The following is a 15,649-nucleotide window of genomic DNA, read 5'->3' as shown; positions in this document are numbered from 1 at the left end:
TTTAGTCGTGTAAAAAATTAAATTTACGCTGGGAAAGCAGACCTCTAACCTTGCTTACTAAGCTGAATAAGAATACAATCTATGGCCGATTTTTGACCCCTGAGCTTGTATATTTATTGCTAAGGGTGAGTTCGGAAATGAAAAGTGTGATTAACTTGGACGTATATTAATGCGTTTAAGCATAAATGATACTAAGCTCAGGTCGTAGTAAGTAACGGAATTAACCGATGACAACAAATACTGAAAACCAAGGTAATTCCTTGGATATCGTGAAGTGGGGTCTGGCGATTATTTTGCTGGCTGCTGCTGTAATTGGCAATCAGATGTACAGCGAAGAGGTTAGCGTACTTGTACGTGTAATCGTTGTAGTTGTTGCCTTCGCTTTGGCTGGTTTTATCGCACTTCAAACTGAAAAGGGCAAGCAAGCATTAGCTTTTGCTCGAGAAGCACAAATTGAAGTACGTAAAGTAGTTTGGCCAACGCGTCAAGAAGCACTAAATACTACCTTTATTGTATTAGCGGCAACAGGTATTCTAGCTCTGATTTTATGGGGTCTAGATGCAGTGTTACTGCGAATTGTCAATTTCATTACTGGCGTATAGGCATCAAGAATGACTGAAGCTAAAGAAGCTAAAAAAAGATGGTATGTGGTTCAAGCATTCTCTGGCTATGAAGGCAGAGTATGTAAATCTTTGATTGAACATATCAAAATGCATGGTATGGAAGAATACTTCGGTGAAGTATTAGTTCCTACTGAAGAAGTTGTTGAAATGCGTGCAGGTCAACGTCGTAAAAGCGAACGTAAGTTCTTCCCTGGCTATGTATTAGTGCAGATGGAAATGAACGATGACAGCTGGCACTTAGTGAATAGCATTCCACGTGTAATGGGTTTCATTGGCGGTACTTCTGATCGTCCTGCACCTATTAGCGATAAAGAAGCTAACGCTATTCTACAACGTCTGCAGGAAACTACTGAGTCTCCAACGCATCGCGTTATGTTTGAGCCTGGCGAAATGGTTCGTGTTACTGAAGGTCCATTTGCTGACTTCAACGGTACTGTTGAAGAGGTTGATTACGAGAAGAGCCGCGTCAAGGTTTCTGTAATGATCTTCGGTCGCTCAACGCCGGTGGAATTAGATTTTGGTCAAGTTGAAAAAAACTGATTAAAATAACCACAAAACTGTTTGGCAAAGGGGACGGATTTCTATATAATCCGCCCTCGTTATTTAAGGGGAGCTTAGCGCCGTCGTGTTAAGCGTTAGTACCCATACTGAGGAAATATCTCATGGCAAAGAAAGTTGATGGTTACATCAAACTACAAGTAGCAGCCGGTGCTGCAAACCCGTCTCCACCAGTTGGCCCTGCATTAGGTCAGAAAGGTGTGAACATCATGGAATTCTGTAAAGCATTCAACGCTCGTACTGAAAAGTTCGAAAAAGGCATGCCAATTCCAGTTGTTATCACTGTATATAACGACCGTTCTTTCACTTTTGAAACTAAGACGCCTCCAGCATCTTTCTTATTATTGAAAGCAGCTGGCCTGAAATCAGGTTCTGGCCGTCCTAACACTCAAAAAGTGGGCACAATCAAGCGTGCACAGCTTCAGGAAATTGCTGAAACTAAAGCGGCTGATATGACTGGTGCTGACATTGAAGCGATGACTCGCTCAATCGAAGGTACTGCACTTTCAATGGGTTTGGTAGTAGAGGACTAATACAATGGCAAAGCTAACTAAACGCATGCGTAACATTCGCGAGAAAGTGCAAGTAACTAAAAACTACGAAATCAACGAAGCTATCGCGCTTCTTAAAGAGCTAGCTACTGCTAAGTTCGTTGAAAGTGTAGACGTTGCTGTTAACCTAGGTGTTGACCCTCGTAAATCTGACCAAAACGTTCGTGGCGCTACTGTGCTACCACACGGTACTGGTCGTGAAGTACGTGTTGCAGTATTCACTCAGGGTGCAAACGCTGAAGCTGCTAAAGAAGCTGGTGCTGAATTAGTGGGTATGGAAGATCTAGCTGCGCAAGTTAAAGCTGGCGAAATGAACTTCGACGTAGTTATTGCTTCTCCTGATGCAATGCGCGTTGTTGGTATGCTAGGTCAGATCTTAGGCCCACGTGGTCTAATGCCTAACCCTAAGACTGGTACTGTTACTCCTAACGTAGCAGAAGCAGTTAAGAACGCTAAAGCTGGTCAGGTTCGCTACCGTAACGATAAGAACGGTATTATCCACACTACTATTGGTAAAGTGGATTTTGAAGCTGCTCAACTTCAAGAAAACCTTGAAGCATTACTATCTGCACTGAAGAAGGCTAAGCCTGCTGCAGCAAAAGGTGTATTTGTTAAAAAGGTTACCATCAGCACCACTATGGGCGCTGGTGTAGCTGTTGACCAGAATACTCTGGACACTGCTAACTAATTTTACATTGAGCGCGCATTAATATATAATGCGCGCACTTTGTGGGTTGAAGCTCATTTATTGGTGTTTAGGCACTAATTCTTAGATGCTTCCGTCCAAGACCGCAGGCGTCAACCATCAGGTTTACTTAATTTCCTGCGTAGACGGTGTCAGGCCCCAGATAGATTTTTTTCTGCTGGAAATCTGCACCGTAAGTAATTAGATACATTGTGTATCTAATTTTGGTAATTGCTAGGGGAAACCCTAGGTAGAATCCAGGAGTAAAGCCAATGGCATTAAGACTCGAAGACAAAAAAGCGATTGTTGCTGAAGTCAACGAAGCTGCCAAAGGTGCGCTTTCTGCAGTTGTTGCCGATTCTCGCGGCGTAACTGTAGCGGCTATGACTGGCTTACGTAAAGCTGCACGTGAAAATGGTGTATATGTTCGAGTAGTTCGTAACACTCTTATGCGTCGTGCAGTTGAAGGTACTGATTTTGAGTGCCTTGGTGAGTCATTCACTGGCCCAACTTTGATCGCTTTCTCAAATGAGCACCCTGGTGCTGCAGCTCGTCTATTAAAAGACTTTGCTGTTGAGCAAGCTAACTTTGAAGTTAAAGGCGCAGCTTTCGAAGGGGAATTTATCCCTGCAGCTGATATTGATCGTTTAGCTAAGCTACCAACATACGAAGAAGCACTAGCTCAGTTGATGATGACTATGAAAGAAGCATCTGCTGGCAAGCTTGTACGTACTCTGGCCGCATTACGCGATCAAAAAGAAGAAGCCGCAGCTTAATTTTAAGCTTGCTGCTTAATGAATTTGAATTCAGAACATTAGGAAATTTTTGTTATGTCTATCACTAAAGACCAAATCTTAGAAGCCGTTGCAGCTATGTCTGTAATGGAAGTTGTTGAACTAATCGAAGCAATGGAAGAGAAGTTCGGCGTTTCTGCTGCTGCTGCTGTTGTTGCTGGCGGCGCTGCTACTGCAGCTGCTGAAGAGCAAACAGAATTCGACGTAATGCTAACTAACCACGGCGCAAACAAAGTTGCTGTGATTAAAGCTCTACGTGGCGCAACTGGTCTAGGCCTAAAAGAAGCTAAAGCTATGGCTGAATCTGCTCCAGTAGCAGTTAAAGAAGCTGTATCTAAAGAAGAAGCTGATGCACTTAAAGCTGAACTAGAAGCAGCTGGCGCAGAAGTAGAAATCAAGTAAGCTATACTTTTAGCTTGCTCACTCAATTAAATTGAGTGGAGGCTGGCGGTTTTTTAACCGTCGGCCTTTTTTGCGCTGTATGCGCTGGCGATTTTTTATTCACCGTTTATCGCCTAATTTTGCAGTTTTTAGCAGAGATTACTGGCTAAATTCTTGCTACAACGGTGATGGGCAAACGTGCTGTTTCAATAATGATATTGATTCAGTCTTGGTCACATCTCGCAAATTAGAGGAAACCCATGGTTTACTCCTATTCTGAAAAGAAGCGTATTCGTAAAGACTTTGGTAAACGTCCAAAAGTTTTGGATATCCCTTACTTATTGTCTATTCAGCTAGACTCTTTTAAGAAGTTCACCGATCAAGATCCTACCGGTGAGCGCGGCTTTGAAGCTGCCTTCCGTAGCGTTTTTCCCATTAAAAGCTTTTCTGGCAACTCTGAGCTACAGTATGTTAGCTACAAGCTAGGTGAGCCTGTTTTTGATGTGAAAGAGTGTCAAATCCGTGGTGTTACTTACTCTGCACCACTACGCGTTAAATTGCGCATGGTTCTTTTTGACCGTGAAGCAGCGCCTGGCACTGTAAAAGACATTAAAGAACAAGAAGTCTACATGGGTGATATCCCATTAATGACTGAAAACGGTACTTTTGTTATCAATGGTACTGAGCGTGTTATCGTATCTCAGTTACACCGTAGCCCTGGTGTGTTCTTCGACCATGACCGTGGTAAGACTCACTCTTCAGGCAAGGTATTATACAATGCACGTATTATTCCTTACCGTGGTTCTTGGTTAGACTTTGAGTTCGATCCAAAAGACGCACTATTTGTACGTATTGATCGTCGCCGTAAATTACCTGCGACTATCATGCTACGTGCACTAGAATTCTCTACTCAAGAAATTCTAGATATCTTCTTTGACCGTGTAGATTTCACCGTTAAGAAAGATGCATTAGTTATGACTTTGGTTCCTGAGCGTCTACGTGGCGAAACTGCTAGCTATGACATTAAGGACTCTGAAGGCAATGTATTGGTTGAGAAGGGTCGTCGCATTACTGCGCGTCATATTCGTCAACTTGAAAAGACCAGTACAACTGAATTAGAAGTACCAGTTGAATACATCGTTGGTAAAGTATCAGCTCAAGACTATATCGATCCAGATACTGGTGAAGTATTAGTATCTGCAAATAATGAAATTAGCCTAGAAGATCTAGCTAAACTTTCTCTTGCAGGTATTAAGTCTGTTAGCACGTTATACATCAACGAGCTAGATCACGGTGCTTATATTTCTGACACCTTGCGTATCGATTCTACAACTAACCGCTTAGAAGCGTTAGTTGAAATCTATCGTATGATGCGTCCTGGCGAGCACCAACCAAAGATGCTGCTGAAGCATTATTTAATAACTTATTCTTCTCTGAAGAGCGTTATGACCTATCTAAAGTAGGTCGTATGAAGTTTAACCGTCGTCTTGAGCTACCTGAAGACGAAGGTACTGGTGTGCTTTCTAAAGAAGACATCGTTTCAGTGATGAAAAAAATCATTGAAATCCGTAACGGCTATGACGAAGTAGATGATATTGACCATCTAGGTAACCGTCGTATTCGTAGCGTAGGCGAAATGGCAGAAAACCAATTCCGTGTTGGTTTAGTTCGTGTAGAACGTGCTGTTCGTGAACGTTTAAGCCTTGGTGATCTTAATGAGCTAATGCCACAAGATCTTATCAATGCTAAGCCAATTTCTGCAGCTGTTAAAGAATTCTTTGGTTCTTCACAGTTATCGCAGTTTATGGATCAGAACAACCCATTGTCAGAAGTAACGCATAAGCGTCGTATTTCTGCTTTAGGCCCAGGTGGTTTAACTCGTGAGCGTGCGGGCTTCGAAGTTCGAGACGTTCACCCAACTCACTACGGTCGTTTATGTCCGATTGAGACGCCTGAAGGTCCAAACATTGGTTTGATCAACTCGCTAGCAACATTTGCTCGCACTAACTCATATGGTTTCCTTGAAACACCTTACCGTAAGGTTGTTGATGGTGTGATTACTGATCAAGTTGAATACTTATCAGCAATCGAAGAAGGCCGCTATGTGATTGCACAGGCAAACATCGAAGTTGACTCTCACGGCCGTATGGTTGAAGAGCAAATCGCTTGTCGTCATAAAGGTGAATCTACCTTTATGCGTGCTGCAGATGTTCAGTATATGGACGTTTCTCCACAACAGATTATTTCTGTTGCTGCTTCATTGATTCCGTTCTTAGAACACGATGACGCGAACCGTGCATTGATGGGTGCGAACATGCAACGTCAGGCTGTACCAACACTAAAAGCTGAAAAGCCATTAGTAGGTACAGGTATTGAGCGTACACTAGCTGTAGACTCTGGTGTTGTTGTTGCTGCTAAGCGTGGTGGTGTGATCGACTATGTTGATGCAAGCCGTATCGTAGTTAAAGTGAATGAAGATGAACTTTGCCCAGGCGAAGCTGGTATCGACATTTATAACCTAACTAAGTACACCCGTTCTAACCAGAACACTTGTATTAACCAACGTCCTTGCTGTTTCGTTGGTGAGCCTGTGGTTCGCGGTGACGTACTTGCAGATGGTCCATCAACTGACTTAGGTGATTTGGCGCTTGGTCAGAACATGCGTATCGCATTTATGACTTGGAATGGTTACAACTTCGAAGACTCGATTTTGATTTCTGAGCGTGTAGCTCAAGATGACCGTTTCAGCACGATCCATATTCAAGAGCTTTCTTGTATTGCTCGTGATACTAAGCTTGGTAGCGAAGAGATCACTGCTGACATCCCTAACGTAGGTGAGTCTGCACTATCTAAGCTTGATGAATCAGGTATCGTTTACATTGGTGCTGAAGTTAAAGGTGGCGACATCCTAGTTGGTAAAGTGACACCTAAAGGTGAAACTCAGCTAACGCCTGAAGAGAAGCTACTACGTGCTATCTTCGGTGAAAAAGCATCTGATGTTAAAGATAGCTCTTTGCGTGTACCTAACTCTGTTAAAGGTACCATTATCGACGTTCAAGTCTTTACCCGTGATGGTGTAGAGAAAGATAAGCGTGCGGTAGAAATCGAAGAAATGCACATCGCGCAAGCGAAAAAGGACTTAACTGAAGAGTTTAAGATCCTTGAAGAGGGTGTATTTGGTCGTGCACGTCATCTATTAGTTAATGCTGGATTTACTGAGTCTCAGCTTGCAGAAATTCCTCGTCAAAAGTACCTAGTACAGGTAATTGATGATGAAACTAAGCAAACTGAACTTGAACAGCTTGCTGAGCAGCATGATGAGCTAAAAGCTGATTTCGATAAGAAGTTTGAAATTAAGCGTCGTAAGATCACTCAAGGTGATGATTTACAACCAGGTGTACTAAAAGTAGTTAAAGTTTATTTAGCTGTTAAGCGTACTATCCAACCTGGTGATAAGATGGCGGGTCGTCACGGTAACAAGGGTGTGATCTCTAAGATCTGTCCTATCGAAGACATGCCTTACGATGAGCACGGTAATCCAGTTGACGTAGTACTTAACCCATTGGGTGTACCATCACGTATGAACATCGGTCAGGTACTTGAAGTTCATATGGGTGCAGCAGCTAAAGGTATTGGTGATCGAATTAATGTAATGTTAGAAGAGCAGCGCGAACTTGCTGAACTTCGTGGTTATATTAAGCAAGTTTACGACCTTGGTAATGGCTTACAACAGCGTGTTGATATCGAGTCATTTACGGATGATGAAGTATTACGTCTAGCGAAACACCTAAAGACAGGTCTTCCTATTGCAACACCAGCGTTTGATGGTGCAAAAGAGAAAGAGATCAAGGAAATGCTTGAACTCGCAGGTTTACCTACTTCAGGTCAGTTGAAGCTATATGATGGTCGTTCTGGTGACCAGTTTGAGCGTGAAGTAACCGTTGGTTACATGTACATGCTAAAACTTAACCACTTAGTTGATGATAAGATGCATGCTCGTTCTACGGGTTCATACAGTCTTGTTACTCAGCAACCATTGGGCGGTAAAGCTCAATTTGGTGGTCAGCGTTTCGGTGAGATGGAAGTGTGGGCACTTGAAGCTTATGGTGCTGCATATACACTACAAGAAATGCTAACGGTTAAATCAGATGACGTTAACGGTCGTACACAAATGTACAAAAACATCGTTGATGGTAACCATCAGATGAACCCTGGTATGCCAGAGTCCTTCAATGTATTACTGAAGGAGATCCGTTCACTTGGTATTAATATCGAGTTGGATCAAGACTAAAACGAGTACTGATACTCGTTTGGCACTGAATTGGTGCCTCGCGTAGCGGGGCACCTGGTTTAACTCCTTCAGGAGAGAAACGTGAAAGACTTATTAAAGTTTCTGAAACAGCAAAGTAAGACTGAAGAATTTAATGGTATCAAGATCGGCCTAGCGTCGCCTGATTTGATCCGTTCTTGGTCATTTGGTGAAGTTAAGAAGCCTGAAACTATTAACTACCGTACGTTTAAGCCTGAGCGTGAAGGCTTATTCTGCGCGCGTATCTTTGGCCCAGTTAAAGATTACGAGTGTTTGTGTGGTAAGTACAAGCGTCTTAAGCACCGTGGTGTGATCTGTGAAAAGTGTGGCGTAGAAGTTACCCAGACTAAAGTACGTCGTGAGCGTATGGGTCACATTGAGCTGGCTAGCCCAGTAGCACACATTTGGTTCTTAAAATCATTGCCATCTCGTATCGGCTTAATGCTAGATATGACATTGCGTGATATTGAACGCGTATTATATTTCGAATCATTCGTTGTGATTGAGCCTGGTATGACCAGCCTTGAGCGCGGCCAAATGCTTACTGAAGAAACCTATTTGGATGCTTTAGAAGAGTATGGTGATGAATTCGAAGCTAAGATGGGTGCAGAAGCAGTTCTTGAATTGCTACGTGCTATCGATCTTGAAAAAGAAATCGAAGACATGCGCGAAGAGTTGCCATCAATCAACTCTGAAACTCGCCGCAAGAAAGTAACTAAGCGTTTGAAACTGATTGAAGCATTCCATTATTCTGGCAACAAGCCTGAGTGGATGATTCTGAAAGTACTTCCTGTACTTCCACCTGATCTACGTCCGCTAGTTCCACTTGATGGTGGCCGTTTCGCGACTTCAGATCTTAACGATCTATATCGCCGCGTTATTAACCGTAACAACCGTTTGAAGCGTCTATTAGACCTTGCTGCTCCAGATATCATCGTACGTAACGAAAAGCGTATGTTACAAGAATCTGTTGATGCGCTATTAGATAACGGTCGTCGCGGTCGTGCTATTACAGGTTCAAACAAGCGTCCTTTAAAATCTTTGGCAGATATGATCAAAGGTAAGCAAGGTCGTTTCCGTCAGAACTTGCTTGGTAAGCGTGTTGATTACTCAGGTCGTTCGGTTATTACCGTAGGTCCAACTTTACGACTACATCAGTGTGGTCTGCCGAAGAAGATGGCTCTTGAGTTATTCAAGCCATTCATCTACGGTAAGCTTGAAGGTCGTGGCCTAGCTACAACCATCAAAGCAGCTAAAAAGATGGTTGAACGTGAAGTACCTGAGGTTTGGGATGTATTAGACGAAGTGATTCGTGAGCATCCGGTTATGCTTAACCGTGCACCCACACTTCACCGTTTAGGTATCCAGGCATTTGAGCCTGTATTGATCGAAGGTAAAGCGATTCAACTGCACCCATTAGTGTGTGCGGCATACAACGCTGACTTCGACGGTGACCAAATGGCGGTTCACGTTCCATTAACGCTTGAAGCTCAGTTAGAAGCTCGTGCGCTAATGATGTCAACCAACAACATTTTGTCACCAGCAAACGGTGAGCCAGTTATTACACCTTCACAGGACGTGGTATTGGGTCTGTACTACACCAGCCGTGTTCGTGTTAACGGTAAAGGTGAAGGTATGGCATTTGCTTCAGTAGATGAAGCAGAAAAAGCATACCGTACAGGCGCTGCAGAACTTCATGCTCGCGTAAAAGTACGTATCACTGAAAGTGTGCGTAATGAAGCTGGTGAACTTGTGCCAGTACGCCGCGTGGTTGATACTACTGTGGGTCGTGCTCTACTTTCTCGCATCTTGCCAGCAGGTCTTTCATTTGACCTTGTTAACCAAGATATGGGTAAGAAGCAGATTTCTAAGTTGCTGAACACTTGTTACCGTCAATTAGGTTTGAAAGATACTGTTATCTTTGCTGACCAATTGATGTATACCGGTTTCCACTTTGCAACTATCTCTGGTGCCTCTGTAGGTATCAACGATATGGATATTCCTGCTGAGAAGTACACGCTAGTTGCTGATGCTGAAGCAGAAGTGCTTGAGATTCAAGAGCAGTTCCAGTCAGGTCTTGTGACCGCTGGTGAGCGTTACAACAAAGTAATCGATATCTGGGCATCTGCGAACGAAAAAGTATCTAAAGCTATGATGGAAAACCTGTCTACTGAGACAGTGATTAACCGTGATGGTGAAGAAGAGAAGCAAAAGTCGTTCAACAGCATCTATATGATGGCCGACTCAGGTGCGCGTGGTAGTGCTGCTCAGATCCGTCAGTTGGCGGGTATGCGTGGTCTGATGGCTAAGCCAGATGGCTCAATCATCGAGACGCCGATTGTGGCGAACTTCCGTGAAGGTCTAAACGTACTACAGTACTTTATTTCTACTCACGGTGCGCGTAAGGGTCTTGCGGATACCGCACTTAAGACTGCTAACTCTGGTTACCTAACTCGTCGTCTAGTAGACGTTGCTCAAGACCTTGTGGTTATTGAGGACGACTGTGGTGCGACTGAAGGTTTAGTAATGAAGCCACTTATTGAAGGTGGTGACGTTGTAGAACCTTTACGTGAGCGTGTTCTAGGTCGTGTAGTAGCACAAGATGTATACTACCCTGGTACTGAAGATATTCTTGCTCCACGTAACACGTTACTTGATGAAGCATGGTGTCAGAAGCTAGAAGATAACTCAGTTGACGAAGTTATTGTACGTTCTGTAATTACATGTGAAACAGACTTCGGTGTGTGTGCATACTGTTACGGTCGTGACTTAGCTCGTGGTCATATTATTAACCACGGTGAGGCTATCGGTGTTGTTGCTGCTCAGTCAATTGGTGAGCCTGGTACACAGCTAACGATGCGTACCTTCCACATTGGTGGTGCGGCATCTCGAGCTTCTGCTGAGAACAACGTTCAGGTTAAGAACCCTGGTACCTTGAAGTTACACAATGCTAAGTATGTAACTAACACTGAAGGTAAGTTGGTTATCGTATCGCGTTCATCTGAACTTGCGATTATCGATGAACTTGGTCGTGAGAAAGAGCGTTATAAGGTTCCTTACGGTACTGTACTTGAGAAGTTAGATGAGACTGAAGTTGAAGCTAACGAAATCATTGCAAACTGGGATCCACACACTCACCCAATTATCTCTGAAGTAGCGGGTACAGTTAAGTTCGTTGATATGATCGACGGCGTAACTATGACTCGTCAAACTGATGAGTTAACAGGTTTGTCATCAATCGTAGTACTTGATGTTGCACAACGTCCATCAGCGGGTAAAGAAATGCGCCCTATGATCAAGTTGGTTGCTGCTGACGGTAACGACCTGATGATCCCTGGTACTGATGTTCCTGCGCAATACTTCTTACCAGGTCATGCGATCGTAAGTAAGGACGATAACGCACAGATTAACGTTGGTGACGCATTAGCACGTATTCCACAAGAATCGTCTAAGACTCGTGACATCACCGGTGGTCTACCTCGCGTAGCGGATCTATTCGAAGCTCGTAAACCAAAAGAACCTGCTATTCTTGCAGAAGTTTCTGGTACGATTTCATTCGGTAAAGAGACTAAGGGCAAGCGCCGTTTAGTTATCACTCCAAATGAAGGCGGCGATCACTACGAAGAGATGATCCCTAAGTGGCGTAACCTGAACGTGTTCGAAGGTGAAAAAGTGGAACGTGGTGAAGTTATTGCCGACGGTCCAGAAGCTGCACATGACATTTTACGTCTACGTGGCATTCACCATGTTGCTAACTATATCGTTAACGAAGTTCAAGACGTTTACCGTCTACAGGGCGTAAAGATTAACGATAAGCACATCGAAGTTATCATTCGTCAAATGCTACGTAAGTGTATCATTACAGCAGCAGGCGACAGTGAGTTCTTAGAAGGTGAACAGGCTGAAGTATCACGCGTTAAGATGCTAACCGCGAACTTGAAGCGCAAGGTAAAGCACCTGCACAATTCGAACGTGAACTACTTGGTATTACCAAGGCGTCACTAGCAACTGAATCATTCATTTCTGCGGCTTCGTTCCAAGAAACGACTCGCGTATTGACTGAAGCAGCTGTAGGCGGTAAGAGTGACAACTTACGTGGCTTGAAAGAGAACGTAATTGTGGGTCGTCTGATCCCTGCAGGTACAGGTTATGCTTATCACAAAGCTCGTAATGAACTTCGTGCTAATCCAAAAGCTGAAAAAGCACCAGCAATTAGTGCTAGTGAAGCTGAGCAAAACCTTGCTGATCTATTAAATTTAGCTGGCGGTAGCCAGGACTAAGCTTAATAATTGCTCTAAAAAGGCGCAATTTGCGCCTTTTTTAGTATAAAAAGGAACAAAAGTTGGCTATTTCTTGACAGGAAGCCATTACCTTTTTAAAATTCCGCGTCCCACAGTTGTGGATCATAGATTTTTCACACCTTATTGTTGAACTTGATTCAGCTGATTTGGAGCTATACATGGCAACTGTTAACCAGTTGGTTCGCAAACCACGTGCGCCAAAAGTCGAAAAGACTAATGTGCCTGCACTAAATGCGTGCCCACAAAAGCGTGGTGTTTGTACTCGCGTGTACACCACTACTCCTAAAAAACCTAACTCTGCTCTACGTAAAGTAGCGCGTGTGCGTCTAACTAACGGTTTCGAAGTTACTTCGTACATCGGTGGTGAAGGCCACAACCTTCAAGAGCACAGTGTAATTCTAATCCGTGGTGGTCGTGTTAAAGACTTACCAGGTGTGCGTTACCACACTGTTCGTGGCGCCCTAGACTGTGCTGGCGTGACTACTCGTCGCCAAGGTCGTTCTAAGTACGGTGCTAAGCGTCCTAAGTCTTAATGGTTTCCCGTTAAGTAAGGCCAAGCTACAAAAATTGTGATTCCAGTTTTGGAAATCCCTGAAGCATACGGAGAATTGTTATGCCAAGACGTCGCGTTGTAGGACAACGTAAAATCCTACCTGATCCAAAATTTAACAGTGAGTTGTTGGCTAAGTTCATCAACGTCATTATGCAAGACGGTAAGAAGTCTACTGCAGAAAAAATCATCTACAAGGCTTTAGATGTAGTCGCTGAAAAGAAAAGCGCTGATCATCTATCTATCCTTGAAGCTGCACTTGAGAACGTACGCCCAGCGGTAGAAGTTAAATCTCGCCGTGTTGGTGGTTCTACTTACCAAGTACCATGTGAAGTACGTCCAGTGCGTCGTAACGCACTGGCTATGCGCTGGTTAGTTGAAGCTGCACGTAAGCGTGGCGAAAAATCTATGGCACTACGTCTAGCTGGTGAAATGCTAGATGCAAGTGAAAACAAAGGCACAGCTGTTAAGAAACGTGAAGACGTTCACCGTATGGCTGAAGCTAACAAAGCATTCGCACATTACCGCTGGTAATCTGTTGGTGTGGGTCTTAATGACCCACACCTTAGTTTATTTTGCTGCGGCCTTGTCGCGGTTAATGAGGATGTAATTGTGGCTCGTACAACTCCTATTGAGCGCTATCGTAATATCGGTATCTGCGCTCACGTTGATGCCGGTAAAACAACGACGACTGAGCGCGTGCTGTTTTATACAGGCTTGTCGCATAAAATCGGTGAAGTTCACGATGGCGCAGCGACCACTGACTGGATGGTACAAGAGCAAGAGCGTGGTATTACTATCACATCTGCTGCTGTAACCACATTCTGGCGTGGTATGAACCAGCAGTTCGTAGAACATCGCATCAATATCATTGATACACCCGGTCACGTTGACTTTACTATTGAAGTTGAACGTTCACTGCGTGTGCTTGATGGCGCTGTTGTTGTGTTTTGCGGTTCATCTGGTGTTGAGCCTCAGTCTGAAACCGTATGGCGTCAGGCAGACAAATACAAAGTACCTCGTATGGTATTTGTGAACAAGATGGACCGAGCAGGTGCTGATTATGATCGAGTAATCGACCAAATCAGAAACCGTTTAGGTGCGACTTGTATACCAATTCAATTAAACATCGGTGCTGAAGATAACTTCCGCGGCGTAATTGACCTGATTAAGATGAAAGCCATTAACTGGAATGAATCTGATCAAGGTATGACTTTCACCTATGAAGATATTCCTGCAGAGCTTGCTGATAAAGCAGCTGAAATGCGTGAGTATATGGTGGAAGCTGCTGCTGAAGCATCTGATGAGTTGATGGATAAATACTTGGAAGACGGTGAGCTTTCTGAAGAAGAAATCAAACATGCCTTACGCCAACGTACCATCAATAACGAAATCGTATTAGCTACCTGCGGTAGTGCATTTAAGAATAAAGGCGTTCAAGCTGTGCTTGATGCTGTCGTTGACTTCTTACCTTCACCTGTAGATGTGCCTGCGATTAAAGGTATCGATGAGCATGATAATGAAGTAGAGCGTCATTCAGACGATAATGCTCCATTCTCTGCATTAGCATTTAAGATTGCGACTGACCCATTCGTTGGTACGTTAACCTTTATGCGTGTTTACTCTGGTGTACTAGAGACAGGTTCAGCCGTTTATAATTCTGTTAAAGAGAAACGTGAACGTATTGGCCGTATGGTACAGATGCATGCCAATGATCGAATTGAGATCAAAGAAGTGCGTGCTGGCGATATTGCCGCTGCGATTGGTTTAAAAGATGTGACGACCGGTGACACTCTATGTGACAGCGATCATAAAGTCATTCTTGAGCGTATGGAATTTCCAGACCCAGTAATTACCATTGCAGTAGAGCCTAGATCAAAAGCCGCCCAAGAGAAAATGGGTATTGCGTTGCAAAAACTTGCAGCGGAAGATCCATCATTCCGTGTTGAAACAGATGAAGAATCTGGCCAAACACTGATCTCTGGTATGGGTGAACTACACTTAGATATTATCGTTGACCGTATGCGTCGCGAGTTTGGTGTCGAGTGTAACGTAGGTAAGCCTCAAGTGGCCTACCGCGAGACTATCCGCTCTAGTGTGGAAGTTGAAGGTAAATTCGTTCGTCAATCAGGCGGTCGTGGCCAATTTGGTCATGTTTGGTTGAAACTAGAACCTCAAGAAGAGGGTGCTGGTTACGAATTCGTCAACGACGTCGTTGGTGGTGTTATTCCTCGTGAATATATCCCGGCTGTTGACAAAGGTATCCAAGAGCAGATGAAGAATGGTGTAATTGCCGGCTTCCCTGTGTTGGATGTGAAAGTTACTTTGTTTGATGGTTCATATCATGATGTGGACTCGAACGAAATGGCCTTCAAAATTGCAGGCTCTATGGGCTTTAAGAAGGGTGCACTCCAAGCGAGTCCAGCACTTCTTGAACCGAGTATGAAAGTAGAGATTACAACTCCAGAAGATTACATGGGCGATGTGGTTGGTGATTTAAACCGTCGTCGAGGTCTTATTGAAGGTATGGATGACGGCGTTGCTGGCATCAAGATCATTCATGCAGTTGTGCCTCTTGCTGAAATGTTTGGTTATGCAACTGATCTGCGTTCTGCTACCCAGGGACGTGCTTCATACTCTATGGAGTTTTTGAAGTACTCTGATGCACCGCAAAATATTACAAAAGCAGTTATGGAAGCGCGTGGTTAATTCCTGCTATTATCCGAACTGTACATTTGATTTGATATTGTCCACTTGAAGTGGGCACTCCTGAAAAGAAAGGAATATATCGTGGCTAAAGAAAAATTTGAACGTAGCAAACCCCACGTAAACGTGGGCACCATTGGTCACGTTGACCATGGTAAAACAACTCTAACTGCAGCTATCTCTCACGTATT

10 protein-coding genes and 2 pseudogenes are annotated in these 15,649 nt (G+C 43.8%); all 12 read left to right on the top strand.

Annotation, left to right across the window (positions count from 1 at the left end; genetic code table 11):
- Window positions 1–227 precede the first annotated feature (227 nt).
- The gene (gene secE / locus JCM15074_RS19540; protein WP_025823570.1) at window positions 228–602 is read left to right on the top strand and encodes a preprotein translocase subunit SecE; all 375 of its coding nucleotides are present in this window, start codon (window positions 228–230) and stop codon (window positions 600–602) included.
- A 9-nt stretch (window positions 603–611) separates the two neighbouring features.
- Window positions 612–1,163 (top strand): transcription termination/antitermination protein NusG, encoded by a 552-nt coding sequence (gene nusG, locus JCM15074_RS19535; protein WP_025823568.1) that lies wholly within the window; start codon window positions 612–614, stop codon window positions 1,161–1,163.
- A 122-nt stretch (window positions 1,164–1,285) separates the two neighbouring features.
- A complete protein-coding gene (gene rplK / locus JCM15074_RS19530; RefSeq protein WP_025823567.1) occupies window positions 1,286–1,714 on the top strand; it encodes a 50S ribosomal protein L11 in 429 nt (142 codons plus the stop codon).
- A 4-nt stretch (window positions 1,715–1,718) separates the two neighbouring features.
- Window positions 1,719–2,420, top strand: coding sequence for a 50S ribosomal protein L1 (gene rplA, locus JCM15074_RS19525; RefSeq protein ID WP_025823565.1), 702 nt, complete (start codon window positions 1,719–1,721; stop codon window positions 2,418–2,420).
- 269 nt (window positions 2,421–2,689) lie between these two features.
- Window positions 2,690–3,193 (top strand): 50S ribosomal protein L10, encoded by a 504-nt coding sequence (rplJ, locus tag JCM15074_RS19520; RefSeq protein ID WP_025823563.1) that lies wholly within the window; start codon window positions 2,690–2,692, stop codon window positions 3,191–3,193.
- 54 nt (window positions 3,194–3,247) lie between these two features.
- Window positions 3,248–3,613 (top strand): 50S ribosomal protein L7/L12, encoded by a 366-nt coding sequence (gene rplL / locus JCM15074_RS19515; protein WP_025823561.1) that lies wholly within the window; start codon window positions 3,248–3,250, stop codon window positions 3,611–3,613.
- A 239-nt stretch (window positions 3,614–3,852) separates the two neighbouring features.
- Window positions 3,853–7,883: pseudogene (gene rpoB, locus JCM15074_RS23190) on the top strand (DNA-directed RNA polymerase subunit beta).
- An 81-nt stretch (window positions 7,884–7,964) separates the two neighbouring features.
- Window positions 7,965–12,181 (top strand): annotated as a pseudogene (gene rpoC / locus JCM15074_RS23185) (DNA-directed RNA polymerase subunit beta').
- A 179-nt stretch (window positions 12,182–12,360) separates the two neighbouring features.
- Entirely contained in the window at window positions 12,361–12,735 is a 375-nt protein-coding gene (rpsL, locus tag JCM15074_RS19500) for a 30S ribosomal protein S12 (protein ID WP_025823559.1), read from the top strand.
- 80 nt (window positions 12,736–12,815) lie between these two features.
- Window positions 12,816–13,286, top strand: a complete 471-nt coding sequence (rpsG, locus tag JCM15074_RS19495; protein WP_025823557.1) for a 30S ribosomal protein S7 — start codon at window positions 12,816–12,818, stop codon at window positions 13,284–13,286.
- Between the two features lie 78 nt (window positions 13,287–13,364).
- Window positions 13,365–15,461, top strand: coding sequence for an elongation factor G (gene fusA, locus JCM15074_RS19490; RefSeq protein ID WP_025823555.1), 2,097 nt, complete (start codon window positions 13,365–13,367; stop codon window positions 15,459–15,461).
- Window positions 15,462–15,542: 81 nt separating this feature from the next.
- Window positions 15,543–15,649: GTP-binding protein (locus JCM15074_RS23180; protein ID WP_037470076.1), on the top strand; the 107-nt coding region annotated here is incomplete at its 3' end.

Source organism: Shewanella marina JCM 15074 (assembly GCF_000614975.1).
Classification (GTDB): Bacteria; Pseudomonadota; Gammaproteobacteria; order Enterobacterales; family Shewanellaceae; genus Shewanella; species Shewanella marina.
The sequence above is the reverse complement of the archived record's forward strand: the minus strand, read 5'-3'. Positions and strand labels throughout refer to the sequence as shown.

Coding starts and splice junctions, on each gene's coding strand:
- secE (WP_025823570.1), top strand. CDS start 228: ATGACAACAAATACTGAAAACCAAGGTAATTCCTTGGATATCGTGAAG.
- nusG (WP_025823568.1), top strand. CDS start 612: ATGACTGAAGCTAAAGAAGCTAAAAAAAGATGGTATGTGGTTCAAGCA.
- rplK (WP_025823567.1), top strand. CDS start 1,286: ATGGCAAAGAAAGTTGATGGTTACATCAAACTACAAGTAGCAGCCGGT.
- rplA (WP_025823565.1), top strand. CDS start 1,719: ATGGCAAAGCTAACTAAACGCATGCGTAACATTCGCGAGAAAGTGCAA.
- rplJ (WP_025823563.1), top strand. CDS start 2,690: ATGGCATTAAGACTCGAAGACAAAAAAGCGATTGTTGCTGAAGTCAAC.
- rplL (WP_025823561.1), top strand. CDS start 3,248: ATGTCTATCACTAAAGACCAAATCTTAGAAGCCGTTGCAGCTATGTCT.
- rpsL (WP_025823559.1), top strand. CDS start 12,361: ATGGCAACTGTTAACCAGTTGGTTCGCAAACCACGTGCGCCAAAAGTC.
- rpsG (WP_025823557.1), top strand. CDS start 12,816: ATGCCAAGACGTCGCGTTGTAGGACAACGTAAAATCCTACCTGATCCA.